This window comes from Rhodococcus sp. PvP016 (genome assembly GCF_017832185.1).
Lineage (GTDB): Bacteria > Actinomycetota > Actinomycetes > Mycobacteriales > Mycobacteriaceae > Rhodococcoides.
In genome coordinates this window covers 910,001-935,625 of record NZ_JAFIBH010000001.1, presented here as the reverse complement: position 1 = coordinate 935,625, position 25,625 = coordinate 910,001, and the positions used below count along the sequence as shown (strand labels likewise).

Sequence of the window (25,625 nt, the reverse complement as noted above, 5' to 3'; positions counted from 1 at the left end):
GGTCTGGGCGTCACCTGTCGGCTCCGGTGCGGACGTCGTTGTCTCTTCTTCAGCCATCAGCTCGCCAAACTACCCGCGTCGGGTGATCAGTCTTCGGGATTGTCGGGGAACGCCGTCTGCTGGTAGCCACCACGCAGCGTGCCCTCGATGTACGCCGCCTTGCAGGCCCGACGCGCGATCTTGCCGCTGGAGGTACGCGGGATCGAGCCGGCGGGAACCAGAAGGATGTCGCGTGCCGTCACGCCGTGGCGCGTCGAGATCGCTGCACGCACGGTGTCCGCGATGGGCTGCGGATCCGCCTTGCCCGCGCCCGGGGCCCGCTCGGCCACGATGACCAACTGCTCGGACGAGTCACCCGGGTCCCGGGTGAGTCCGGCGCCGCCGTGCTCGAAGACGAAGTCGGGGAGCTGGTTGGCGGGCACGGCGAAGGCCGCCACGAAACCGGGGCGCAGGGCCGTGCTCGCGTCCTGGGCGGATGCCTCGAGGTCCTGCGGGTAGTGGTTGCGGCCGTCGACGATGACGAGGTCCTTCACGCGACCGGTGATGTAGAGCTCGCCGTCCACGTAGACACCGAAGTCGCCGGTGCGCATCCAGTTCGCGCCCTCGGCCGCACCGTCGGCGTGGCTGTTCTCCGTCTGCCGCGAGACCAGCTTGTTGTGGAAGGTCTCCGAGGTCTCCTTCTCCCGACCCCAGTAGCCCTTGCCGATGTTCTCGCCGTGCAGCCAGATCTCACCGACGTGCCCGTCGGGGACCTCGGACGCGGAGTCGGCATCGACGATGGCGGCCCACTGACTGCGCGCGACGTAGCCGCACGACACCTGCGGAATGGAGTTCGGCGTTCCCTCGGCGACCTGGACGACACGTCCGGAGTTGAGCTCCGTGCGGTCGACGTGGATGACCTTCGCCTCGTCCGAATGCTTGGTGGAGGAGACGAACAGCGTCGCCTCCGCCATGCCGTACGACGGCTTGATGGCCGTCTTCGGCAGTCCGTACGGCATGAACGCGTCGTTGAACTTCTTCATCGACGTGGTGGTCACCGGCTCGCTGCCGTTGATCAGCCCGATGACGTTGGACAGGTCGAGAGACTCGCCGTTCTTCGGCAGGCCGCGCTGTGCCGCGTGCTCGAACGCGAAGTTCGGTGCGGCCGCGAATGTGCCGGCACCGTCGGACACGGCAGCGAGTTCCTTGATCCATCGCCACGGCCGCTGCACGAAGGCACGCGGACTCATGATGGTGATGTACTTGCCGCCCAGCGCCGGCAGGATCACCGTCAGCAGGCCCATGTCGTGGAACAGCGGCAGCCACGTGACGCCGCGCGAATCGTGGGTCAGCTCGATCGCGTCGACCATCTGCAAGGCGTTGACGCCGACGGCACGGTGCGTGATCTCCACACCGGCCGGCACGCGAGTCGATCCGGACGTGTACTGCAGGTACGCGATCGCGTCGATGTCGGTCGGCGGCTCGGTCCAGGTGGCGCCGACGCTGTCCGGGATGGCGTCGACCGCGATGATGCGGGGGCGCTGCGCTGCGGGAAGTGCGCGGAAGAACTGGCGTACACCGGCGGCCGAGTTGGTCGCGGTGAGAATCGCCGACGGCGAGCAGTCGTTCAGCACGGCGTGCAGGCGGTCGCTGTGTCCGGGCTCGTCCGGATCGAAGAGCGGTACCGCGATGGTGCCCGCGTAAACGGCACCGAAGAATGCCACGACGTAGTCGAGACCCTGCGGAGCGAGGATCGCCACGCGGTCGCCGGGCGACGTCACCTGCTGCAGGCGCGCGGCCACGGCGCGCAGACGGGCACCGAACTGCGACCAGGTGAGCTCGTGCACCTCACCGTCGCGCTCCCGCGAATAGTCCACGTAGCGGTAGGCCAGGTCGTCACCGTTGTCCGCGACGTTCTGCTCGACGTGGCGGACCAGCGTCAGATCCTCGCGGATCACGATGTTGCCGGTGTCGTCGACGAAATCGTCGAACGAGTTACTCATCATTCTCTCCTCCGAAGCAGTGCGACACCGCCGGCTACACGACACCGCCCAGTTCTGATGTGGGCGCGGTCTGCTGGATGCACGCGCTCGTACTCGAGCGTCGTCATCTTACTCACCGGTAAGTCTCACCGGTCCCGCTCACCGATCGTGACAGCGAGAACCATAGGCATGGTACAGACCCGCCGAGCGACGACCGTCATTCTCCCGCCAGCAGCGGAATGACCGGAGCGAAGGCGTCCATCTGTGTCGGGAAGACACCGACGTACGACATCGTCGTCCGGGCCCGCACGTTCCGGATCTGGTCCGCGATCTCCTCGAAGCTCCCGATCGCGATGTACGGCGACTCGAGGATCTGCTCGACGGTCAGACGGGTGTCGACCTCCATGTTGGGCGGAAAGCCGTTGTCGAGCGCACCGATGACCATCTCCGCCGTCTGCTCCCGATCGTCCGAGATCAGGATGGTCGTGATGGTCCAGTTCAGCTCGATGTCGGCGAACCGGTCGCCCGCCGCGGCGCGGATGAGCTCGACGCGCTCGATGCTCTTCTCCATGGTGATCTCGGACAGTTTGAGCTTGCCCTCGCGCGTGGTGCTGGGGACCAGGGAGATGATGTCGGCGTGCTTCGCTGCCATCGCCAGCATCTTCGGGCCGCCGCCGCCCACGGCGATGGGAGGCCGTGGACCCTGGCGCGGACGCGGGCTGCCCTGCAACCCGTTCACCTGGTAGTGCTTGCCCTGGAAGTGGCACTCCTGCCCACGCATCAGGGTGTCGAGAATGGTGAGCGACTCGTCGAGCTTCTCGATGCGTACACCGGGACTCTCGTAGGCGATACCCGCCTTGTCGTACTCCTCCTTGAGCCACCCCGCGCCGATTCCCAGTTCGAGCCGACCGCCGGAGATCTGGTCGATGGTCGTCGCGTCCTTCGCCAGCACCGCCGGGTGGCGGAAACCGTTCGCGAGGACCGCGGTCCCGAGTCGGATCTTGTCGGTGGCGACGGCCAGCGCGCCGAGCGCGGCGATGGGCCCGACCTGGTTGCCCAGGTGGTCGGGAATCATGAAGCTGTCGAACCCCAGCTCCTCCGCCTTCTGCGCCAGCTTCACGAAACGCCGTGCGCCGCCCTCGTCCGGATTGCCCTCACCGCCTGCCGCGAAGCGGAACGTGCGCAGTGGCGCAGTGGTGGCCGCAGCGTCGGCAGAACTCATGAATTTTCTCTCCTGCAGCGTCGAGGGAAGGTGCGGTGGCCGGAGTCGAAGCCGACTCGCCACTCTAACCGTTACCGGCTCGAGACCAAAGTTGCCCCGCGCAGTGCCTTCCGTCAGCTGTGAGCAGGCGTGGGAGCCGACGCGACGAGCCCTGCGGCCCAGTTCGCCGTCCACTGGGTGGCGGTGGTGCCGGCGTCGTCGATGACGTAGCGAGCGTAGTTGCCGTGCACCGGATTCCCCGCTGCACCGGCCAGTGCCGTCAGCGACGACGGGATGTTGCGGAGCGACATCGCCTCGGGCGGCGCCGCGCAGATGAGGTCGCCGGGAGCGCAGATCGAGAAGGTCCGATCGGCGAGCGCACCGAATCCACCCTGGCGGGCACCGGTCATGGTGATTCCGGGTACGTCGAGTCCGCCCAGCGCCACCTCGGCGCCCACGCCGTCCACCGGCGGGCCGATCTGCTGCGCGCTGGTGCCGTCGCGTCGGCCGTCGGCGATGACGGTGACACCGAGAACTCGGTCCGCCGGAACCGGACCCGACCCTGCACCGATCGACGCGGCGAGATCGCCGACGATGACGGCTCCCTGCGAGAACCCTGCGAGTACGTAGGACGTGAGCGGGCACTCCGAGGACCGCTGCGCCAGGATCTCGTTCGCCTTCGCGGCGCCCTCCGACCGGCTGACGTTGTAGGACGCTTGGCCGTCGGGCGGGAACGCGACGGGATTCGAGAACTGCGCGACGTACGGAACCGTGTAGACCTCGGCACGCTCGGGGCCGAACTGCTGCTGCAGCGGCTGAGTCACGTTCAGCATCAACGAGATCGGGTTCGCGGTGGGAGCGTAGGGGTCGTCCGCCGCGTTCGACTCCCACGTGCCCGGCACCGAGAGCACGAACACGTCGGGGCACGACGCCGGCTGCGAGGTGGGCGGCTCGGCACCGGGAACCTGCGGCTCGCCCGGACCGGGCGTCGTCAGTCGACCCGCGAGCAGGTACCAGAGCAACAACAGGACGAGGACGACGACGAGCGCGACCGCGAGCAGAACGAGCAGTGTCCGCGCCACGGAGCGCCGACGCGGCGGCCCGGGCCGACCGGATCGTGTCACGAGGCGCCGCCTATCCGCAGTACGTCGAGCGCGCGACGTCCACGTACGTCTGCGCGGTCCGCGACGCGTCCTCGGCGCTGATGGTCGCACCGGACGCCGACGCCTCGGCACCGACGTTCGCAGTCACGAAGGTGAGGACCTGGTCGTCGGCCACACCCTCGGACTGTGCGGCGCAGATGTAGCTCGCCGTGCCGATGGCGATGTCGCCGTTACCGGCCACCGTGACGCCGCGGGACTTCAGGGCGTCGAGAAACGCCGTTCCGCGAGCGTCGATCGGCACCTCGGTCGGGCCGGGGAAGCCACTGGGCACCGGCTCCGCCTCGTCGGGAGCGGTCGCCGCGGCGCCCGGACTCGTGGTCGCTCCGGGCGAGGTCGACGTGGCGGACGTGGATGTGGAGGTCGGCGCCTGCGTCGTGGTCGCAGCGGCGGTGGCGCTCGACGTGAGGGACGGCGTGCTGCTGGCCGAGGAGTCGTCGCCGCCGCACGCGGTGAGCACAGCGCCGGCTGCGACGGCCAGCATCACGGGAGCGACGGTGGTGGCGAACCTCGAGGTCACGGAAACGTCCTTATCTGTCATCGGGGCACGGCAACTGACAGCGGACGGTACCGGCACGGTCTGAGAGGACTCTGTGTGCGGGAAGGCCGGAGGCCCGCCGCGGGGCGCGGGAAGGCCGGAGGCCGGCCGCGGGGCGCGGGAAGGCCGGAGGCCGGCCGCGGGGCGAAGTCCCACCGTGTCGGCACCGCCCGGTGTCGGGTCAGGGAACGATCTGGACGACGCCGTCCCGCACCGTCACGAAACCGTTCTGGAAGTTCTGCTGGACACCGCCGGGGATGTCGAACTGATCACTGGTGACGTAACCCAGGCGACCGTTCTCGTACCCGACGCTCTTCCACGCGTCGAAGATCTGGCCGTTGAGGATCGACCACGCGCCGGTCGCGGGCGACCAGTAGATGTTGCCGCCCTGGAACTCGGTGAAGCGACCGCCGTCACGGACCGGGACCTCGTTGGTCTTCGCGAAGCCGAGGGCCCCGTTCTCCCACCCGAGCTGGCCGTACTTCTCCATGATCTTGCCCATCACGGCGTGCGTGCCCGTGTCGGGCGAGAAGTACATCGCACCGATCTCGAAGCCCTGGACCGCACCCGGCTTGTTCGGGGTCTGCACCTCGTCGCGCAGCGGGTAGCCCAGCGGCCCACCCTCGTAGCCCTGGCGAGCCCACTCGTCGAGGATCGCGCCGCGCACTGCGTGCGCACCGGTCTGCGGGGTCCAGTAGACCATTCCGCTGCGGAACGAGTTGTAACGTCCGCGACCGTCCGGGGTACCGAGCTCACCCGACAGCGGCATGCCCAGTGCGCCGGCCGGACCACCGTTGGCCGCGTACGCGCCGCCGATCGCACCGGCGACGACGTGCGTGCCTCCGTCGGAGGAGAAGATGCGACCGAACCTGAAGTCCTGTGCCCGTCCTCCAGCGACGTCGTACTCGGAGGTGAGGCAGTCGCCGAGCCATCCGTTGGCGCTCGCGGTGCCGCCGATGTTCCCGCCGACGCTGCACGCGGGCTTGTCCACCTCGACGCCGAGCGCGGTGGCGATCTGCGGCCACGCCTGGCGCAGCTCGAACTGCCAGTACTGCCACGAGTGGGTTCCGGACGGCCGGTAGTTGATCGAGGCCGGGATGCCGAGCTTGTTGAGCTTGGTCGCGAACGTCTGCGACGTCAGCCTGGACAGGATCTCGAGACCCATGCCGGCGTAGTTCGTGCTGATGCCGGGGATGTCGGACTGCTGGTCGTACGGTCCGGCGGTACCGCTGCCGCTCGAGACGTACAGGCTCATGCCCTTCAGCTTCTCGGCGAGCACGTACGGATCGTGCTGAGCCCACAGCTCGCTCGACGGCACGCCCCACATGGCACCCGCGTCGAAGCCGCCCGCGTCCTGCATGGCGTACCCGATGGCCTGCGGCATGCCGAGCGTGGTGGTGCTGAGGATGCCGGAGAACGATCCGGCGAATCGGAAGAAGCCGGGGTTCCGCGCCGAGAGCGTCATCGCGGCGGTGCCACCCATGGACAGGCCGGCGACCGCACGGGTCTGGTTGGAGCGCCAGTCACGCTCGAGAATGGGCGGGAGCTCCTTGGTAAGGAACGTCTCCCACTTGTAGTTCCGGCCGTTGTTCTGCTCGGCCCAGTCGGTGTAGAAGCTCGACTGACCGCCGACGGGCAGCACGACGTTCACGTTCTTGTCGGCGAACCAGGACTCGGCGTCGGTCTCGGCGGTCCAGCCGTTCTCGGTGTCGGTCGCGCGCATGCCGTCGAGCATCCACACCGACGGGAACGTGGCCTGCGGGTTCTTGTTCCAGTCGCGCGCGAGCAGCAGCTGCACCTGGATCGGGACTCCCATGGACGGCGAGTTCACCCACACCGCGACACGGCGGTCGGTGATCCAGTCGACCGCAGACACGGTGGCGCCGGCGTCCGCCTGCGCGCGCAGCGGCGCTGCCTGGACCGGTGCCGCGTGGACCGGAGACGCGACCGCCGTGGCGGCCTGGCCCCCTGCGAGCGGAAGAACCAGCGTGACCGCCAGAGCGGACAGGATCCGCGCTCTCCGGCCGTTCGGAACTCGCATGTGTGGGACTCGCTTCCTCGAAACGTGAGACTGTGCAGGGCCGTCGGCGTGCCGGAGAGGTCCGACCCGTCGAGAGTGCCGCCGATCTTGTTCTACACGGTCACGGCGACCGTCTCGGGGAGACTCGCTGTGACTGGTGGTGCAAATGTTACTGGAGTCGCCTCAGAACATGCGACAGCCCCGGACACCGTCGCCGAAGCGAGGGCCGGGGCTGCCGACTACCGAACTGACTCAGCCGATGTTGGCACGCAGGTCGGGCATCATCTGCACGATCTGATCGAACCAGTAACCCCACCGGTGCGTTCCCTGTGCGGGGAAGCTGTAGGTGACGTTGTTGGCGCCGATCGACGCCATGCGGGCCTGGAACGCGCGGCTGTTGGCGAGCGCCAGAGCCTCGAGGCCCATGCCGTTGGCGGTGTTGTAGTAGTCGAGAAGCGAGCCCGGACGGTCGTAGTTGCCCGGGAGGCCGCTGGCCGCCGAGACCCAGACACGCGTTCCGTTGTCACGCAGACGCGGCGCGAAGACGAACGGGTCGTTGCGCAGCCACGCCGGGTTCCAGGGCGGTCCCCACATGCTGTCGACGTTGTAGCGACCGGCATCGAGCATCGCGACGCGAATGGCCTCACGCATGCCGGGTGCCGAGATGTTCAGGTAGCCCGACAGCGATCCGGCGTAGCTGAACTGGTTCGGGTGGTATGCGGCGAGCGTCAGCGCAGCGCTGCCGCCCATCGACAGACCGACGATGCCGTTGTTCGTACGCGAGAAGCCGAGGTCACCCGCTGCGAGACGGTTGGGGAGGTCCTGCGTCAGGAACGTCTCCCACTTGTACGTGATCTGCTGGCCGTTGAAGTTCGACGGTGCGTACCAGTCGGTGTAGAAGCTGGACTCACCGCCCACCGGCTGGACCACGTTGATGTTGTTGTCCGAGAGGAACGAGCCCGCGTTGGTCTCGTGCTCCCAGCCGCTGATGTCCGGCGTCGCGCGGAGGCCGTCGAGGAGGTACACGACCTTCGACGTGTTGCCGTCGGCGGCGCGCCAGACGCGGCTCTTGATCGGACCCATGGACGAGTCGGACCACACGTCGAATCCGGCACGGATCTCGGCGTTGGCAGTGGCTCCGGTGCCCACGACCGCGAGGCCGAGGGGGATGGCGGCGGCCATCACCACGGAGACGAGGGCCTGACGCATACGTCGGCCCACTCGGGGGGTGCGCAGGCGTGAAGCCTTACGCGGCAGAGCGCTGTCGTCACCAGCGACATCGGTAACGGACCCGTCACGCATACATTCGGCCTCTCACAGTTCCGTGCAGCCGGACGGCCGCACCGCTTCGTCGATCGATATCCGGTCACGCTCCGAGGACGACCTCGGAACCTGAACCATCGGTCTCGTCTTCCGCGCACGATAGCCCCGCGGGCGATCCTGCACGTCGACGCACATCATCTACACATATCTCCGCCGACGGACACAGCGTTACACAAACGAGATGCCGGAATCCAGCCGGGGCGTCGAAATCGGAATACTCACGACACCGAAACGCCATGACCCGGTGATCTCACTGTGACGCGGATCTCACTCGCCACACATCGTCACGATGCGGGCCGTTCCGGGGGCATCTCCAAATTACACCGTTGTATTTCGTACTTCGGCACCCGGTCGAATCGGTACCCCGCGAGATCCAACGAATGCTTGAAGTTCTGCACGAATCGCGCCCGCGTGAGCTCCGAACGGTAGGACGTCAGCAGTTCCTGCGTCTCCGGACAGGTCAACGCGACCTGCGCCTGCTCCACCCATTCCTCGTCCAGATAGAACGGCAGGAAGGGATGCACGTCCACCATTCCGGTGTCCGCGACCACCCAGTCGGAGTACAGGTTCTTGTCGTGTCCGATGCGGCCGTTGTCGAGCCGTTCCGTGTGCGCCGCCAACGGATATGCCAGGCCCATCTGATCCAGCACCCGGACATCGAGCCCCACGTTCATGCTGGTCATTCCGAGGTTCAGGAAGTAGACGACGTGCTCGTCGCCGCCCTCCGGGATCGGCAGGGGCGGCGGCACCACGTCCCAGTAGGTGAACTGTGCGGACGGCAGCAGCAGACCGCCGTCCGGCGTGTTCTCGATGGTCTGCACCATGGCCCGCATGCGCGGGTAGTCCAGGTAGTCGCTCGCCAGGATCGGATGACGGTGGCCGGTGTTCTCGGAGTAGAAGGCCCGCTCGTCGACGATGCCGCTACGCCCGACCGTCGTGCCCTGCGGCATGCCGGTGGTGGTGGCCGCGAAGATCGCCCAGACGACCACGCCGAGCCACAACGCGGTGCACGACACCAGCGCCACGATCCCGCGCCGCAGCGGGATCGGCACGACGGCGACCGGGAGCAGGAGCAGGAACAGCGCGGGCAGCAGCGTGCGGCCGTGCATGAAATCTCCGCCCACGCGCACGGCGTACACCGTGGAGATCAGACCCGACACGAGCGCGAAGACCACCACGGCGCTCGGCGTCCGGATCCGTGAGACGAGTCCGGCGAGACCGCGCGGCGCGTCGGAACGGCGAGCCGCACCGGGTCCCGTCCGAACGGCGGCCAGCGCCGCGGCCACGACGACCAGCACCGCGGGCACCCACAGGGCGTAGGGCCCCACGAGGTTCCACAGATACGTCGAACCCTGCGCCCACTTGGCGCCGCCGGCGTCCTTCGACACCGCGGTGTTCGGGTACGGCAGCGCGTAGTAGCCCATGCGCCAGATCTGGTAGCCCACCGGGAGCAGACCGGCGACCACGACGACGGCGACGCGGCGGATCCATCCCGACGTCGCGACGACGAGCATGAGAAGTGCGAGGCCGCCGACGATGACGAGTTCCGGGCGGACCAGGGGCGACAGTCCGCCCCAGAACGCGATGACCAGCACGAGTGCCGTCGACGGATTCTCCACCCGTCGGTCGGACCACCGGAGCATCAGCCACCACAGGACCGCGATCCAGAAGATGACCAGGCACGACTCGAGGCCGGACGTCGCGAAGTCGCGTGCCGGCGGTACGGCGATGTAGACGAGTGCTCCTGCGGGAAGCACGAGCACCGCGCGCCCGGCGTACAGGCGTGCCGTGCCGATCATCGCGACCGTGACGGCCGCCGTCGTCAGCACGAGGGCGATGGTCAGCACCACGTACTCGAGGCGGACACCGCTGAGCCAGGAGAAGGCGTACACGACGTAGGTCCAGGCGGCGCTCGTGTTGGTCTCGACGCGCTCGCCCGCGTTGAACACCGGGCCGTTGCCGGCCAGGAGGTTGCGGACGGTGCGCAGCACGATCAGTCCGTCGTCCGCGATCCAGCGGCGGTCCCAGGCGCCCCAGAAGGTGAGGACCGCGACCACGGCGATACCGGCGACGCCGATCGCTCGGGCCCACCCGGGCGTTCCCACCCGGTTCTCGGCCCGCGACTGCTCGTCGCCGGTTCGTTCTGTCAGTTCCTCATGCGAGGTAGACAGCGACACCCACCACTCCGATCCACACGATGGCGAGCATCTGGAGCACCCGGTCCCCGAGTGCGATCTCCTCGGGCTCGCCCGCTTCGCCGCCGTCCACGTCCACTGCGTACCGCAGGATAGCGACAGTGAAGGGAACCATCGAGATCGCGAAGAGGGAACTCTCGTTCTTCGCGTCCTGGTCGAAGGCCCACAACCCGTAGCAGATGACGACGGCCGTGGCGCTGAGCGTCCACACGAACCGCAGGTAGGTGGTGGTGTAGTTCTCCAGCGACTTGCGGATCTTGGCGCCGGTGCGTTCGGCCAGCTGCAGCTCGGCGTACCGCTTGCCGGCTGCCATGAACAGCGATCCGAAAGCCATGATCAGCAGGAACCACTGCGACAGCGGGATGTCGGCCGCCACGCCGCCCGCGATCGCGCGCAGCAGGAAGCCGGACGAGACGATGCAGATGTCGAGCACCGCCTGGTGCTTGAGACCGAAGCAGTAGGCGAGCTGCACCGCGATGTAGACGCCCATGACCACGGCGAGGTTCCAGTTGGCCAGGAACGAGAGCCCGATCGCGCCGCCGAGCAGCACCACCGCCATCGCGAAGGCCAGGTTGACCGGGAGGACACCCGCCGCAATGGGACGGAATCGCTTGGTGGGATGCGCCCGGTCCGCCTCGACGTCCATGGCGTCGTTGACCAGATAGATGCCCGACGCGGCCATGCAGAAGACGAGGAACGCGAGCGCGACCGGCAGCAGCACCGAGCTCTCGGTGACCGAGCCGGCAGCCAGGGGCGCCGCCAGGACCAGCACGTTCTTGACCCACTGGCGTGGGCGCACCGCCTTGACGATGCCCGTTGCCAGGTTCTTCGGGGGCGCGCCGACGACGGCGGGTTCCTCACTCATGCTGCTCCTGCTGTCGTGGCCGCTGCGTCTGCGCCGGTCAGGCCGAATCGGACCGACGCGTTCTTCTCGGCTCGCACCGTCGCCGCCGCGGACAGCGCGCCGAGCGCGGAGCCCACGAGTACGTCGGAAGGGTAGTGAACACCGAGCACCAGGCGCGACACGAGCATCGCGGGCACCAGCACCGGCGCCACGGGCAGACCGCTCGCGCGGCCGATCAGCAGCGCCGCGGCCGTGGTGGACGTCGCGTGCGACGACGGGAAGCTGAACCGGCTGGGCGTGGAGACCCCGACGCGCACGGACGGGTGGGTCGGGCGCCGACGCCGCGAGATGCGCTTGAGGACGATCGACACCGCGTGCGCACCGACCGCACCGACCGCGACCGACGCCCACTGCTCGCGCCGCGCCGAGTCGACCACGGCACCGACGCCGCCGATGGCGATCCACCCGAGGGCGTGCTCACCGAAGTGCGACATTCCCCGGGCGACGCGCACGGCACCCGGCAGCGAACCGACGCTGCCCTGCACCGCGGTGAGAACACGCAGGTCGGTTCGAACCAGGTTGTCAGTTCGGATAGGAGAAGACACGTTCCCAACGCTCCTTGCTGGTGAGTTCGGGCACGGCGCGACGGTACCGGTCGGACAGCTCGGGGAAGCGCGACGCCAACTCGCGGCGCAGCGAGAGCGCCTCACCGAGCAGAGCGGAGGCGATCTTCGGATCCCGCTTGCGGTACACGACGCCGCGTCCGTCGGCGGTGGTGACGGTGACACCGTCGACCTGCGAGAGCAGGTACCAGCGCGCGTCGAGCGTCGGCACGTTGAGCTGGGGACGGTCGTGGTGCTGCCGCCTCGCACCTCGGGCGTTGTGGATCAGGCCCTTCGCCAGCCGGGACACCTTGGCCACGGCGCCGACCGGCTCGGCGACGGCGGGGACGTCCGCGCCGCTGGCCGGTGGGAGCAGCGTCGACGACGGGACGACCACGGCATCGGGGTACTGCCTTCGTACCCGGTGTACCTCGGCGAGCGCCGTCGGCAGGATGTCCATGATGTGCTCGGGGCCGGCGAGGAAGTCGCGGATCGCCATGTTCTGGATCGCGACCGTGGAGTACTCGAGGCACAGCAGATGCTTCATCGTGGCCTTGACGGTGTTCACCACGAGGCCGCGGGCGGAACCCGGGGAGTGCAACGCCGCCACCACGAGGCGGTTGCGCAGGTGGAAGTACGCCTGCCAGTCGATGGCGTCGTCCTTGTCGCTCCACGCCATGTGCCAGATCGCGGCCCCCGGGAGAGTGACCGTGGGGAACCCGGCCTCGCGGGCCCGCAGTCCGTACTCGGCGTCGTCCCACTTGATGAACAGCGGCAGCGGCTGACCGATGGTCTCGGCGACCACCCGCGGGATGAGGCACATCCACCAGCCGTTGTAGTCGACGTCGATCCGGCGGTGCAGGAGCTTCGACTCGCGCAGCGGCTTCTCGGCGAAGTCGTGGTCGTACTCGACGTTCTGGGCGCCACCCCACATGAAGATGCCGGTGTCGATCTTCTCGCCCATCACGTGCAGGTGGCTTCGTGCCTGCAGGTTGAGCATCTGGCCACCGACGAGCGTCGGCACCTTCGCGAAGCGGGCCATGGCGAGCGCCCGCAGGATCGAGTCGGGCTCGATCTCGATGTCGTCGTCCATGAACAGGATGTGCTCGGCGTCGGTGTTCTCGAGCGCCTCGTACATGATCCGGCTGTATCCACCGGATCCACCGAGGTTGGCCTGGTCGTGGATGCTCAGCAGATCGCCGAACGCGGCCGCGGCGTCGTCGAATCCGGGCTCGTCGCGGACCTTGCGGGTGCCCTGGTCGGGCACGATGACGGCGTCGACGACCGCCATGACCAGGGGATCGGACGCGATCGCCGTCAGCGCCTTCACGCAGTCCGTCGGCCTGTTGAACGTGGGGATGCCGATGGCCACGGACGCGCGACCGGGCGCGTCGACGGGCGCGAACCACCCGGCGGACCGCACCTCGACGTCGGTGTCCGTGGTGACGTCGAACCAGATCCATCCGCCGTCCTCGAAGGGACCGAGCTCGACGACGAACTCGAGAGTCGTGACGTCGCCGTCGACCGTCGTCGCGTCGTCGGTGTCGCCGCCCTGGACGTGGATCCGGGACCCGTCCGCCTTCGATCGGTAGACGTCGACGCGGCAGTGGCCGACCATCTCGACCCGCAGGACGACGGACTCCAGCGTGCTCCACCGCCGCCAGTAGCTCGCCGGGAACGCGTTGAAGTACGTGCCGAACGAGACCTCCGACTCGGATCCGATGGACACCGAGGTGCGTGAGAGCGAATGCGCGCGGCGCGGGTTGGTGCGGGCCTCGTCCGTGTAGAGAGTGCGGACGTCGAGCGGCTCACCGGCGCGTGGGAGCAGGATGCGCTGGAGCAGCGACCGCCCCAGCAAGTGGTCCTCGCTCACGCCGAATCACCCAGCGGGGCAGCGGATTCGAGGTGGGGACGCAGCGTGTTCTCGAATGTGGTGAGCGCACTGGCGATGGCCATGTGCATGTCGAGGTACTGGTAGGTGCCCAGTCGGCCACCGAACAGAACGGAGTTCTCCGCCGTCTCCTGCTTGGCGCGGGCCCGGTAGGCCGCCAGCTTCGCGCGGTCGTCGGGAGTGTTGATGGGGTAGTAGGGCTCGTCTCCCGACTCCGCGAACCGGGAGTACTCGCGCATGATGACCGTCTTGTCCGCGGGGTAGTCACGCTCGGGATGGAAGTGCCGGAACTCGTGGATGCGCGTGTAGGGCACGTCCGCATCGTTGTAGTTCATCACCGGGGTGCCCTGGAAGTCGCCGGTGTCGAGCACCTCGGTCTCGAAGTCGAGTGTGCGCCATCCCAGTTCGCCCTCGGAGTAGTCGAAGTAGCGGTCCAGAGGTCCCGTGTAGACGATGGGCGCGTCCGGGCTCTCGGCCCGGAGTTCGTCACGGACGTCGAACCAGTCCGTGTCCAGTCGGACCTCGATGAGATCGCTCTTCGCCATGTTCTCGAGCCACGCGGTGTAGCCGTCGACGGGCAGACCCTCGTGCGTGTCGTTGAAGTAGCGGTTGTCGAACGTGTAGCGGACCGGGAGCCGCGCGATGTTGCCTGCGGGCAGGTCCTTGGGATCGGTCTGCCACTGCTTGGCCGTGTAGTCGCGGACGAATGCCTCGTACAGCGGGCGGCCGATCAACGCGATGGCCTTCTCCTCGAGATTCGCGGCGTCCTCGACCGAGATCTCACTGGACTGCTCCTCGATGAGCGCGCGCGCCTCGGCGGGAGTGAAGTAGCGGCCGAAGAACTGCGACACCAGGCCGAGGCCCATCGGAAACTGGTACGCCTGACCCTTGTGCAGGGCGAACACGCGGTGCTGGTAGCCCGTGAACTCGGTGAAGCGAGTGACGTACTCCCACACCTTCTCGTTCGACGTGTGAAAGAGGTGGGCGCCGTACTTGTGGATCTCGATGCCGGTCCCGGGCTCGGGCTCGGAGTAGGCATTGCCTCCGATGTGGGAGCGCCGGTCGAGCACGAGCACTCGTTTTCCCAGTTCCGCGGCACTCCGCTCGGCGATCGTGAGGCCGTAGAAACCGGACCCCACGACGATCAGGTCGTACCGTCCTCGCGAAGTATCAGTCACGGGTGACCAGGGTATCCGACGCTGTGTAGTCGTCCCGCAACCCGCACGTCGACCTTCCCGACGGGCGAATCGTTCGAACACCTGGCCGAACCCTCTACTTGAGGTTGATGGTTGATACTTCTGTGGTTAGTGTGGCGCTTGTTGCGCATCATCTATCACATGAGTCACATCCGTCACATGTAACGGTGATCGCGGGGGCAACGTCTACCAGGGGAGAAATCGTCTTGCATCGTCGACCGAAGCCGTCACTGATTCTGGGTGTCGTCGCCGCACTCGCGGTCACGAGTCCTGTCGTGGTCTACGCCGTCGGGGACAGCACGACCGAAGTGCGCGCGGCCAACGACACGACCACCGTCGTTCCCACGCAGATCGCCAAGCTGGCGCTCGCGAACGCACCCGACATCGTCATCCCCGTGAAGGAACTCACCGGGCTGGATCTGCCGGACATCGACCTGGGGTCGCTGCGCGATCTGTCGCTGCCCGACTCCTTCGAGATCCCGTCCATCCCCGGACTCACGGTTCCCGAGGTACCCGCCGCGTCGCCCACCGATCCGGCAGCCCCCGCGCCGTCCGAGGTGGACGGCTCGCAGGACGGCGCCGTGGTCAAGGAGGTGTCTCAGGACACCCCCTTCAGCATGGTCGCGCTGACGGCCGACCAGCTCGGCTCCGCGGTGGCCCGTGTGCGTGCCCAGCTCGACGACGGATCCTGGGGTCCGTGGAACGAGACGCAGTCCATCGACACCGGTCGCACCGATTCGGACGTTCCCGCCGTCGCCAACGGCACGGAACCCATCTACGTCGGCCTCACCAAGCGCGTCCAGTTCCTGCTGAGCCCCACCGTCCCGGCCGGCGCGGTGCTGAACCCCGCCGACCCGGCCTTCCCGGTCGAGCCGCCGGCACCCGCCCCGGCACCGGCACCCGAGGCGGCTCCCGCTCCCGACGCGGCCGACCCCGTCGCGCCGGCACCCGAGCTCGGTTACGTCCCGGCGTCGTCGTCCCGCCCGCTGCGGGCCCAGCCGATCGCGAACGCCCTCGCGGACGCGACCGCCGTGCTCATCACACCCGGCACCTCGGCGGCCGACAGCACGCTGAGCGACATCGCGACCCCCGTCGACGGCTCCGGCCCCGCCGTGATCACCCGCGCCCAGTGGGGAGCTGACGAGTCGAAGCGCTGCGGTTCGCCCACGTACGACGACTCTCTCGGCGGCGCCACGGTGCACCACACCGCGGGTAGCAACAACTACAGCAAGGACGAGTCCGCAGGCATCGTCCGCGCGATCTACGCGTACCACGCACAGACCCTGGGCTGGTGCGACATCGGCTACAACGTGCTGGTGGACAAGTACGGGCAGGTGTTCGAGGGGCGCGCAGGTGGTCTCGATCGCAACGTCGAGGGCGCCCACGCGGGCGGCTTCAACGAGAACACCATGGGCATCGCGCTGATGGGCGACTACAGCTCGGAGCAGCCGACGCAGGAGTCGCTCGACGCGGCCGGCAAGTTCCTCGGGTGGCGTCTCGGCAAGGCCGGTCTGGACCCGAAGGGGACCACCACGATGACGTCCGAGGGCACGCAGTACACGTTCGTCCAGCAGGGCCGCTCGATCGATCTCCCGGTGATCTTCGCGCACCGCGACGTCGGCAACACCGAGTGCCCCGGCGACGCCGCCTACGCACGGATGGACGACATCCGTTCCATCGCGGCAGCCAACCTGAACGGGACCGGCACCCCGGCTCCGGCGGAGCCCGGTACCGGCACCTCGACCGACGAGGGCCTCGTGGCACCGCCTGTCGCCGCTCCCCCGAGTGTCGACGCGTCGTCGCCGGCACCCGGCAACACGCTGACCGGGCTCGTGTCCGAGCTCCTCGCGATGGGCGTCCAGAACCCGATCGTGCAGAAGTGGGTCGCCGAGGGCGGTGAGTCGGGTCGACTCGGCGCCGCCCTGACCGGACTGCTCCCCGCACCCGAGGGACAGACCCGCGCGGACTTCGCCAACGGATCCATCTACACGACGCCCACCGGCCAGGTGGTCTCGGTGCTCGGTCAGATCTTCAAGCAGTTCGTCGCCATGGGCTCGGAGTCCGGATCCCTCGGACTGCCGACGTCCGACGAGTACCGCATCCCCAACGGATGGCAGTCGGACTTCGAGAACGGGTCGCTCTCGTTCGACGAGATCACGGGCATCGTGACGACGGTCGTGAAGACCTTCACCGACACGTACACCGCGGAGATGAACGCCGGCGCACCTCTCGACGCTCCCGCACCGGCCCCCGAGGCTGCCCCGGCTCCCGAGGCAGCGCCCGTCGGCTGATCGTTCTCCTCTAGCTCCACCACCGTTCGAGCACGCGGGCGACGCCGTCGTCCGCGTTGCTCGTGGTGACCTCGTCGGCCGCGGCGATCGCAGCAGGGTGCGCGTTGCCCATCGCGACGCCGTGGCCGACCATCGTCAGCATCGGCACGTCGTTCGGCATGTCTCCGAACGCGATCATCTCGGACGCGTCGATGCCGAGGGTGCGCGCGATCTCCAGCAGCCCCGACGCCTTCGACACCCCGGGCGGACTGAGTTCGATCAGCCCGTTGTCGGTCGAGAACGTCACGTCGGCGAGGTGCTCCACGTGCGACGTCAATGCGGCCGCCATGTCCCCGCTCGTCATCGACGACTGCCGGATCAGCAACTTCACGGCAGGGGCGGACAGCACCTCCTCCGAGGACGTCTCGGTGTTGTCCGGGTTGAGCCACGCGTGCTCGTAGCCGGGCGAGCTCACGAACTGCGGCGTCGCCGCGTCGTGCGCGCTGCGGCCGACCCGCTCCACCGCGAGACCGCATCCGACGATGAGAGACTCCGCGAGCGCGGCCAGCTCGGCCAGATCGGTCACGCTCAACGTCCGCGCCGACACGACGACGTCGTTCTCGCTGTCGTAGATCACCGCGCCGTTGGCGCACACGGCCATCGGCGTGTGGCCCAGCTGCTCGACGATGGGCCCGATCCACCGCGGCGGCCGACCCGTCGACAGCACGAAGGTGTCCCCGGCCGCCACGACGGCATGCACCGCGGCCTTCGTTCGAGCCGTCACGCGCTCGTGGTGGTCGATGAGCGTTCCGTCGACATCCGATGCGACGAGCCTCGGCCGTCCGGTCTCGCCCGGAGTGACGGGTCGCTGTGTGGGCTGCATCGGTCAAGTTTGCCCGACGGGGTTCCGCGCCGTCTCCGGCGACGCACGAAAACCGCGTGGAGGACGCGGTCGACCGGCCGTAGTCTGACGTCCTGTGTCCCATCTCGAACTGTCCGACGTCGACTACTTCCTTCCCGACGGCCGCCAACTGTTGGACGGCGTGTCGTTCCGGGTGGGTGACGGCGCCAAGACCGCACTGATCGGACCCAACGGAACCGGCAAGACGACCATCACCCGCATCGTCGCCGGCGACGTGCCGCCGGACGAGGGGAGCGTGACGCGCTCCGGGACGCTCGGGGTGATGCGGCAGTTCGTCGGCCAGGTGCGCGACGAGTCGACGGTGCGTGACCTACTGCTGTCCGTGTGTGCCGAGCCCGTCCGTACCGCCGCCCGGCGACTGGACGACTCCGAGAACGCGATGATCGAGCACGACGACGAAGCGACCCAGATGGCCTACGCACAGGCGTTGTCCGACTGGGGCGACATCGGTGGGTACGACCTCGAGCCGTTCTGGGACGAGGTCACCACGGCCGCGATGGGCATCTCGTTCGAACGCGCGAAGTGGCGAGCCGCGTCCACGCTCAGCGGCGGCGAGCAGAAGCGGCTCGTGCTCGAGGCACTGTTCGCGGGCAACGACCAACTGCTGCTGCTGGACGAGCCCGACAACTACCTCGACGTGCCGGGCAAGCGCTGGCTCGAGCGCACCATCGCCGCGTCGGACAAGTCGGTGCTGTTCATCAGCCACGACCGAGAGTTGTTGTCCACGGCCGCAACTCGCATCGTGACACTGGAGCCGGGGGTCAACGGAGCCTCGGCATGGGTGCACGGCGGCGGCTTCTCCACCTACACCGAGGCACGCGAGAAGCGGAACGCGCGGCTCGACGAGCTGAAAGCGCGGTGGGACGAGGAGCGGGTGAAACTGCAGGCGCTGGTACTGCGGCTGCGCGAGAAGGCGAAGTTCAACGACGGTGTGGCCTCGCGCTACCAGGCGGCCAGGACGAGGCTCGCGAAGTTCGAGGAGGCGGGCCCACCCGAGGCGGTGCCGCTCCGCCAGAACGTCGCGGTGCGGCTCACAGGAGGACGCACCGCGAAGCGCGCACTTGTGTGCACGTCACTCGAGTTGACCGGTCTCATGCAGCCCTTCGACACGGAGATCTGGTACGGCGACCGCGTCGCCGTGCTGGGCTCCAACGGGTCCGGCAAGTCGCACTTCCTGCGGCTGCTCGCGGCCGGCGGCACCGATCCCGACATCGAGCACCTCCCCGTCGGCGAACTCGACCTGGCACCCGTACCGCACACGGGCACAGCCACTCTCGGCGCGCGGGTCCGCCCGGGCCTGTTCGCTCAGACCCACACCCGTCCGGACCTCGAGGGCAACACGCTGCTGGACATCCTGCACCGCGGAACCGCACACCGTGACGGGATGGGACGGGAGGCCGCGTCCCGCGCACTGGACCGCTACGGGCTCTCCCGCCAGGCGGAGCAGAGGTACGACGACCTCTCCGGTGGCCAGCAGGCACGACTGCAGATCCTGCTGTTGGAGCTGTCCGGCGCCACGATGCTCCTCCTCGACGAACCCACCGACAACCTCGACCTCGAGTCGGCCGACTCCCTGCAGGACGCGATCGTCGCGTTCGACGGAACCGTCGTCACGGTGACGCACGACCGGTGGTTCGCCCGGAGTTTCGACCGGTTCCTCGTCTTCGGGGCGGACGGTCGGGTGTACGAGTCGGGTGAACCGGTGTGGGACGAGGGCCGCGTGACACGCGCTCGATGACACCACGCCGGACGTGACGATTCGGACACGGTGAGGCGCGTGCCAGGCCGTGGGCGCGAGTCGCGCCGTTAGTGTCGGGACACATCTCGGCGCGCGAAAGGGTGACTCGGCGTGGACATCATGGAACCGGTACACGGAACGGCCTACCTGCTGTCGGTCGCGGCCATCGCCGTGGCCGTCCTGCTCTTCCTCATCATGAAGGTGAAGCTCCACGCCTTCCTGTCCCTCGTTCTGGTGAGCATGGTGACGGCGGTCGCCGCAGGCATCCCGCTCGCGGACGTACCCGACACGCTGCTCTCCGGCTTCGGAGGGACGCTCGGCAACGTCGCGCTGCTCGTCGCGCTGGGCGTCATGCTGGGCCGACTGCTCGAGAAGACCGGTGGTGCGCAGGTTCTCGCGGACACCCTCATCGCTCGCTTCGGTGAGAAACGTGCTCCCTTCGCGCTCGGCGTCGCCGCCTTGATCTTCGGGTTCCCGATCTTCTTCGACGCGGGTCTCGTCATCTTCCTGCCGATCATCTTCTCGGTGGCGCGGCGCTTCGGCGGATCCGTCCTGCTCTACGCACTGCCCACCGCCGGCGCCTTCGCGGCGATGCATGCGATCGTGCCGCCGCATCCCGGCCCGGTGGCAGCTGCGGACCTCATGGGCGGAGACATCGGCGTCACTCTCGTCGTCGGGCTCCCGGTCGCGATCATCGCGTGGTTCGTCGGTTCCTACTTGGTCGGCACACGCCTGGGTCGCCGGTTCGTCACCAGCCCGGCAGCGCTGTTCGCGGATGCCGCCGACGACTCCGACGCTCCCGCCATCGCGCCACCGCGCTTCCTGGCCGTCCTCGGACTGCTCCTGTTCCCGCTGATACTCATCTGCCTGAACACGGGTGTCTCGACGCTGCAGACTGCCGGCGTCGTCTCGGAGGACGCCGGATGGGCGGACGCACTCATTCTCCTGGGGCAGACACCCGTCGCGCTGCTGCTGACGGTGCTGCTGTCACTCGTGGTCCTGGCACCCGGACGGTTCTCCGTCTCGAAGGCCACGTCGCTCATGGACGACGCGCTGGGCCCGGTGTGCGCGATCATCCTCATCACGGGTGCCGGCGGAATGTTCGGCGGCGTTCTCCGCGCCAGCGGCATCGGTGCGTCTCTGACGGAGTCGCTGTCGGATCTCGGGTTCTCGTTGATCGTGCAGGCGTTCCTGATCGCGGCGGCTCTCCGTGTCGCGCAGGGCAGCGCCACGGTCGCGCTGACGACCACTGCCGGACTGGTCTCGGCTCAGGTGGTCGAGCTCGGGTTGGGTAACTTCGACATCGCACTGCTCGTGTTCGCGATCGCTGCGGGAGCCACCGTGCTCTCCCACGTGAACGACTCGGGTTTCTGGCTCGTCAGCCGATTCTTCGGCATGGACGAGAAGACGACTCTCAAGACTTGGACGGTCATGGAAACGACACTCGGACTCGCGGTCTTCGCGCTCGCCTCACTGCTCTGGGTGGTGTTCTGACGTGACGGACCACGTCGACGGCATTCCGAGACACATCGTCGTGATGGGTGTGTCCGGAACGGGCAAGACCACCGTCGGCAGCGCACTCGCCACGACACTGGGAAGCACCTTCATCGAGGGCGACACCTTTCATCCGAAGGCCAACATCGACAAGATGTCCGCCGGCCACCCGCTGAACGACGACGACCGCCGACCGTGGCTCGCCGCGGTGGCGGGTGAGGTCGAGCGGGTGGCAGGGGAGGGCGGAACGTCGGTGACGGCCTGTTCCGCCCTGACGCGGCTGTACCGGGACTGGCTGCGTGGGGGTTACCCGGATCTGTTCTTCGTCCATCTGCAAGCGGATTACGACACGCTTCTCGACCGGATGTCGCGCAGGAAGCACTTCATGCCGCCGTCACTGCTGCAGTCGCAGTTCGACACCCTCGAGGACCTCCAGGCGGACGAGCACGGCGCAGGAGTGCCGGACGTCGACGGCGTCGAGAAGGTGGTGGCAGCTGCTCTGAAGGCAGTGGGGGCCTCTCAGTGAGACCATGGCGGCCGGCGGGGGGTCACTCGGCCAAAGTCCCTCTGCCGGTGCAGGACCCGTGAATGCAGAAAGCCCCCCGACCGTGGTCGGGGGGCTTTCTGGGAAGGGTTGTTCGGCGGTGTCCTACTCTCCCACACCCTGTCGGGTGCAGTACCATCGGCGCTGGAGGGCTTAGCTTCCGGGTTCGGAATGGGTCCGGGCGTTTCCCCTCCGCTATGGCCACCGAAACTCTGTGAAACAACAGAGCACGAGGCACACACGTTCCCCTGTCACCGGTGCTGCTGGTGATGGATCGGTGGTGCGGGTTTCAGTTATCTGCTGACCAACTCGTGTGTTGTCTCAGATACTGCACAGTGGACGCGTAGCTTCTTTGTGGTAAGTCCTCGGCCTATTAGTACCAGTCACCTGCACCCATTGCTGGGCTTCCAGTTCTGGCCTATCAACCCGGTGGTCTGCCGGGGGCCTTACCCCCTCGAGGGGGTGAGAAACCTCATCTTGGAACAGGCTTCCCGCTTAGATGCTTTCAGCGGTTATCCCTTCCGAACGTAGCTAACCAGCGGTGCTCCTGGTGGAACAACTGGCACACCAGAGGTTCGTCCGTCCCGGTCCTCTCGTACTAGGGACAGCCTTCCTCAAGTTTCTGACGCGCGCGGCGGATAGAGACCGAACTGTCTCACGACGTTCTAAACCCAGCTCGCGTGCCGCTTTAATGGGCGAACAGCCCAACCCTTGGGACCTACTCCAGCCCCAGGATGCGACGAGCCGACATCGAGGTGCCAAACCATCCCGTCGATATGGACTCTTGGGGAAGATCAGCCTGTTATCCCCGGGGTACCTTTTATCCGTTGAGCGACACCGCTTCCACTTGCCGGTGCCGGATCACTAGTCCCGACTTTCGTCCCTGCTCGACTTGTCAGTCTCACAGTCAAGCTCCCTTGTGCACTTGCACTCGACACCTGATTGCCAACCAGGCTGAGGGAACCTTTGGGCGCCTCCGTTACATTTTGGGAGGCAACCGCCCCAGTTAAACTACCCACCAGGCACTGTCCCTGAACCAGATCATGGTCCGAGGTTGAGGTATCCAATACGATCAGAGTGGTATTTCAACAACGACTCCACACACACTGGCGTGCATGCTTCACAGTCTCCCACCTATCCTACACAAACCGAACCGAACACCAATACCAAGCTGTAGTGAAGGTCCCGGGGTCTTTTCGTCCTGCCGCGCGTAACGAGCATCTTTACTCGTAATGCAATTTCGCCGAGTCTATGGTTGAGACAGCTGAGAAGTCGTTACGCCATTCGTGCAGGTCGGAACTTACCCGACAAGGAATTTCGCTACCTTAGGATGGTTATAGTTACCACCGCCGTTTACTGGGGCTTAAATTCTCAGCTTCGCTCCCGAAGGAACTAACCGGTCCTCTTAACCTTCCAGCACCGGGCAGGCGTCAGTCCGTATACATCGTCTTACGACTTCGCACGGACCTGTGTTTTTAGTAAACAGTCGCTTCTCACTGGTCTCTGCGACCCACACCAGCTCACACTGCAAGAGTGATCACCAGCAGGGGTCCCCCTTCTCCCGAAGTTACGGGGGCATTTTGCCGAGTTCCTTAACCATAGTTATCTCGATCGCCTTGGTATTCTCTACCTGATCACCTGTGTCGGTTTGGGGTACGGGCCGTGTACCAGCTCGCTAGAGGCTTTTCTCGGCAGCATAGGATCACTGAATTCGCCTCATTCGGCTATGCATCACCTCTCAGGCTGTGTGAGACCCGGATTTGCCTAGGTCTCGCCCTACAGGCTTACACCAGTGTTACCACTGACTGGCTCAGCTACCTTCCTGCGTCACCCCATCGCTTGACTACTACCAGGAAAGGTCCCGTGCATCACCACACCCGGCACCCGAAGGTGCTCCTGGTGGCTCTGGACGGTTAGTACTCCTGATTCATCATGGGCGCGGATACACGGGTACGGGAATATCAACCCGTTGTCCATCGACTACGCCTGTCGGCCTCGCCTTAGGTCCCGACTCACCCTGGGCGGATTAACCTGGCCCAGGAACCCTTGATCATTCGGCGGACGAGTTTCTCACTCGTCTTTCGCTACTCATGCCTGCATTCTCACTCGCGTGGCCTCCACACCTGGATCACTCCGGCGCTTCCCTGGCCACACGACGCTCCCCTACCCATCCACACACCTGGCACACACCCCGTGGGATGTGCGCGGGCTATCGTGCGAATGCCGCGGCTTCGGCGGTGTACTTGAGCCCCGCTACATTGTCGGCGCAAAATCACTTGACCAGTGAGCTATTACGCACTCTTTCAAGGGTGGCTGCTTCTAAGCCAACCTCCTGGTTGTCTTCGCGACTTCACATCCTTTTCCACTTAGTACACGCTTAGGGGCCTTAGCCGGCGATCTGGGCTGTTTCCCTCTCGACTACGAACCTTATCGCCCGCAGTCTCACTGCCGCGCTCTCACATCCTGGCATTCGGAGTTTGGCTGATTTCGATAAGCTTGTGGGCCCTCTAGACCATCCAGTAGCTCTACCTCCAGGATGAAACACGCGACGCTGCACCTAAATGCATTTCGGGGAGAACCAGCTATCACGGAGTTTGATTGGCCTTTCACCCCTACCCACAACTCATCCCCTCAGTTTTCAACCTAAGTGGGTTCGGGCCTCCACGACGTCTTACCGTCGCTTCACCCTGGCCATGGGTAGATCACTCCGCTTCGGGTCTAGAGCATGCGACTGATGTTCGCCCTATTCGGACTCGCTTTCGCTACGGCTACCCCACACGGGTTAACCTCGCCACATACCACTAACTCGCAGGCTCATTCTTCAAAAGGCACGCCATCACCCACCACACCGAAGTGTGCACAGGCTCTGACGGATTGTAAGCGCACGGTTTCAGGTACTATTTCACTCCCCTCCCGGGGTACTTTTCACCTTTCCCTCACGGTACTAGTCCGCTATCGGTCACCAGGGAGTATTCAGGCTTATCGGGTGGTCCCGACAGATTCACAGCAGATTTCACGGGCCCGCTGCTACTTGGGCATTCATCACGACAGTCACACAGTTTTCGTCTACGGGACTCTCACCCTCTACGACAGGCCATCCCAGACCACTTCGACTAACCGCATGATTTCTTACTGTCGGCCGATCCGGCAGAATCGACAAGACAAACCCCACAACCCCACACGCACAACCCCTGCCGGGTATCACATGCACATGGTTTGGCCTCTTCCGCGTTCGCTCGCCACTACTGACGGAATCACTGTTGTTTTCTCTTCCTGTGGGTACTGAGATGTTTCACTTCCCCACGTTCCCTCCACACACCCTATATATTCAGGTGCAGGTAACACGACATCACTCGTGCTGGGTTTCCCCATTCGGACACCCTCGGATCTCAGCTCGGTTGACAGCTCCCCGAGGCTTATCGCAGCCTCCTACGTCCTTCATCGGCTCCTGGTGCCAAGGCATCCACCGTACGCTCTTCATTACTTACAACAAAGATGCTCGCGTCCACTGTGCAGTTCTCAAACAACACACACACAACCCTGTTCACGCTGCTCTCAGACACCCCCGAACCTTCCAAGGGGCCGATAGACACAACCAACATTGCGTGTATTCGTTCTTGCCTAGAAAAAACACTCGCGTGTTCTCTCAGGACCCAACAGTGCATCGATATAGAACCAGCGGAACAACACTGAGGAAGTTCGCTACTGCCGGCTCTGGTTGTCAGT

Annotated in this window: 16 protein-coding genes and 2 rRNA genes; 4 read left to right on the top strand and 14 right to left on the bottom strand. The window is 66.4% G+C overall.

Going from position 1 to position 25,625, the window contains the following annotated elements; genetic code table 11:
• Positions 1-86: 86 nt before the first annotated feature.
• The 11 genes from fadD32 to glf form a co-directional block, all read right to left on the bottom strand.
• A complete protein-coding gene (gene fadD32, locus JOE30_RS04260; protein WP_204869519.1) occupies positions 87-1,982 on the bottom strand; it encodes a long-chain-fatty-acid--AMP ligase FadD32 in 1,896 nt (631 codons plus the stop codon).
• Between the two features lie 196 nt (positions 1,983-2,178).
• A complete protein-coding gene (locus JOE30_RS04255) occupies positions 2,179-3,183 on the bottom strand; it encodes an LLM class F420-dependent oxidoreductase (RefSeq protein ID WP_027507278.1) in 1,005 nt (334 codons plus the stop codon).
• Positions 3,184-3,296: 113 nt separating this feature from the next.
• Complete coding sequence (locus JOE30_RS04250) at positions 3,297-4,286, bottom strand: cutinase family protein (RefSeq protein WP_204869518.1); 990 nt, start codon at positions 4,284-4,286, stop codon at positions 3,297-3,299.
• A 10-nt stretch (positions 4,287-4,296) separates the two neighbouring features.
• Entirely contained in the window at positions 4,297-4,842 is a 546-nt protein-coding gene (locus JOE30_RS04245; protein ID WP_371831704.1) for a DUF732 domain-containing protein, read from the bottom strand.
• Between the two features lie 199 nt (positions 4,843-5,041).
• Positions 5,042-6,901, bottom strand: coding sequence for an alpha/beta hydrolase-fold protein (locus JOE30_RS04240; protein ID WP_204869517.1), 1,860 nt, complete (start codon positions 6,899-6,901; stop codon positions 5,042-5,044).
• Between the two features lie 231 nt (positions 6,902-7,132).
• A complete protein-coding gene (locus tag JOE30_RS04235; protein ID WP_239532479.1) occupies positions 7,133-8,089 on the bottom strand; it encodes an alpha/beta hydrolase family protein in 957 nt (318 codons plus the stop codon).
• Positions 8,090-8,487: 398 nt separating this feature from the next.
• Entirely contained in the window at positions 8,488-10,308 is a 1,821-nt protein-coding gene (gene zomB, locus JOE30_RS04230; RefSeq protein WP_307806282.1) for a flagellar motor control protein ZomB, read from the bottom strand.
• Between the two features lie 49 nt (positions 10,309-10,357).
• A complete protein-coding gene (locus tag JOE30_RS04225) occupies positions 10,358-11,263 on the bottom strand; it encodes a decaprenyl-phosphate phosphoribosyltransferase (protein WP_204869515.1) in 906 nt (301 codons plus the stop codon).
• Positions 11,260-11,805 (bottom strand): phosphatase PAP2 family protein, encoded by a 546-nt coding sequence (locus tag JOE30_RS04220; RefSeq protein WP_307806281.1) that lies wholly within the window; start codon positions 11,803-11,805, stop codon positions 11,260-11,262. The genes JOE30_RS04225 and JOE30_RS04220 overlap by 4 nt, the downstream gene beginning before the upstream one ends.
• Before the next feature lie 19 nt (positions 11,806-11,824).
• The gene (locus tag JOE30_RS04215) at positions 11,825-13,717 is read right to left on the bottom strand and encodes a glycosyltransferase (RefSeq protein WP_204869514.1); all 1,893 of its coding nucleotides are present in this window, start codon (positions 13,715-13,717) and stop codon (positions 11,825-11,827) included.
• Positions 13,714-14,913 (bottom strand): UDP-galactopyranose mutase, encoded by a 1,200-nt coding sequence (gene glf, locus JOE30_RS04210; protein ID WP_307806058.1) that lies wholly within the window; start codon positions 14,911-14,913, stop codon positions 13,714-13,716. Before glf ends, JOE30_RS04215 begins: the two co-directional genes overlap by 4 nt.
• A gap of 224 nt (positions 14,914-15,137) precedes the next feature.
• Here glf and JOE30_RS04205 point away from each other — a divergent pair, with 224 nt between their 5' ends.
• Entirely contained in the window at positions 15,138-17,222 is a 2,085-nt protein-coding gene (locus tag JOE30_RS04205) for an N-acetylmuramoyl-L-alanine amidase (RefSeq protein WP_239532478.1), read from the top strand.
• A gap of 10 nt (positions 17,223-17,232) precedes the next feature.
• On the opposite strand, the gene JOE30_RS04200 is transcribed toward JOE30_RS04205, so the two are convergent.
• The gene (locus tag JOE30_RS04200) at positions 17,233-18,084 is read right to left on the bottom strand and encodes an HAD family hydrolase (protein ID WP_204869512.1); all 852 of its coding nucleotides are present in this window, start codon (positions 18,082-18,084) and stop codon (positions 17,233-17,235) included.
• Between the two features lie 94 nt (positions 18,085-18,178).
• Here JOE30_RS04200 and JOE30_RS04195 point away from each other — a divergent pair, with 94 nt between their 5' ends.
• The 3 genes from JOE30_RS04195 to JOE30_RS04185 all read left to right on the top strand — a co-directional run bounded on the left by JOE30_RS04195 (position 18,179) and on the right by JOE30_RS04185 (position 21,881).
• Positions 18,179-19,861, top strand: a complete 1,683-nt coding sequence (locus JOE30_RS04195) for an ABC-F family ATP-binding cassette domain-containing protein (protein ID WP_204869511.1) — start codon at positions 18,179-18,181, stop codon at positions 19,859-19,861.
• A gap of 111 nt (positions 19,862-19,972) precedes the next feature.
• Positions 19,973-21,355 (top strand): GntP family permease, encoded by a 1,383-nt coding sequence (locus JOE30_RS04190; RefSeq protein ID WP_204869510.1) that lies wholly within the window; start codon positions 19,973-19,975, stop codon positions 21,353-21,355.
• Between the two features lies 1 nt (position 21,356).
• Entirely contained in the window at positions 21,357-21,881 is a 525-nt protein-coding gene (locus tag JOE30_RS04185; protein ID WP_371831703.1) for a gluconokinase, read from the top strand.
• A 110-nt stretch (positions 21,882-21,991) separates the two neighbouring features.
• Here JOE30_RS04185 and rrf read toward each other — a convergent pair.
• A 5S ribosomal RNA gene (gene rrf, locus JOE30_RS04180) occupies positions 21,992-22,108 on the bottom strand.
• Positions 22,109-22,252: 144 nt separating this feature from the next.
• Positions 22,253-25,389: ribosomal RNA gene (locus tag JOE30_RS04175) — 23S ribosomal RNA — on the bottom strand.
• Positions 25,390-25,625: the final 236 nt, after the last annotated feature.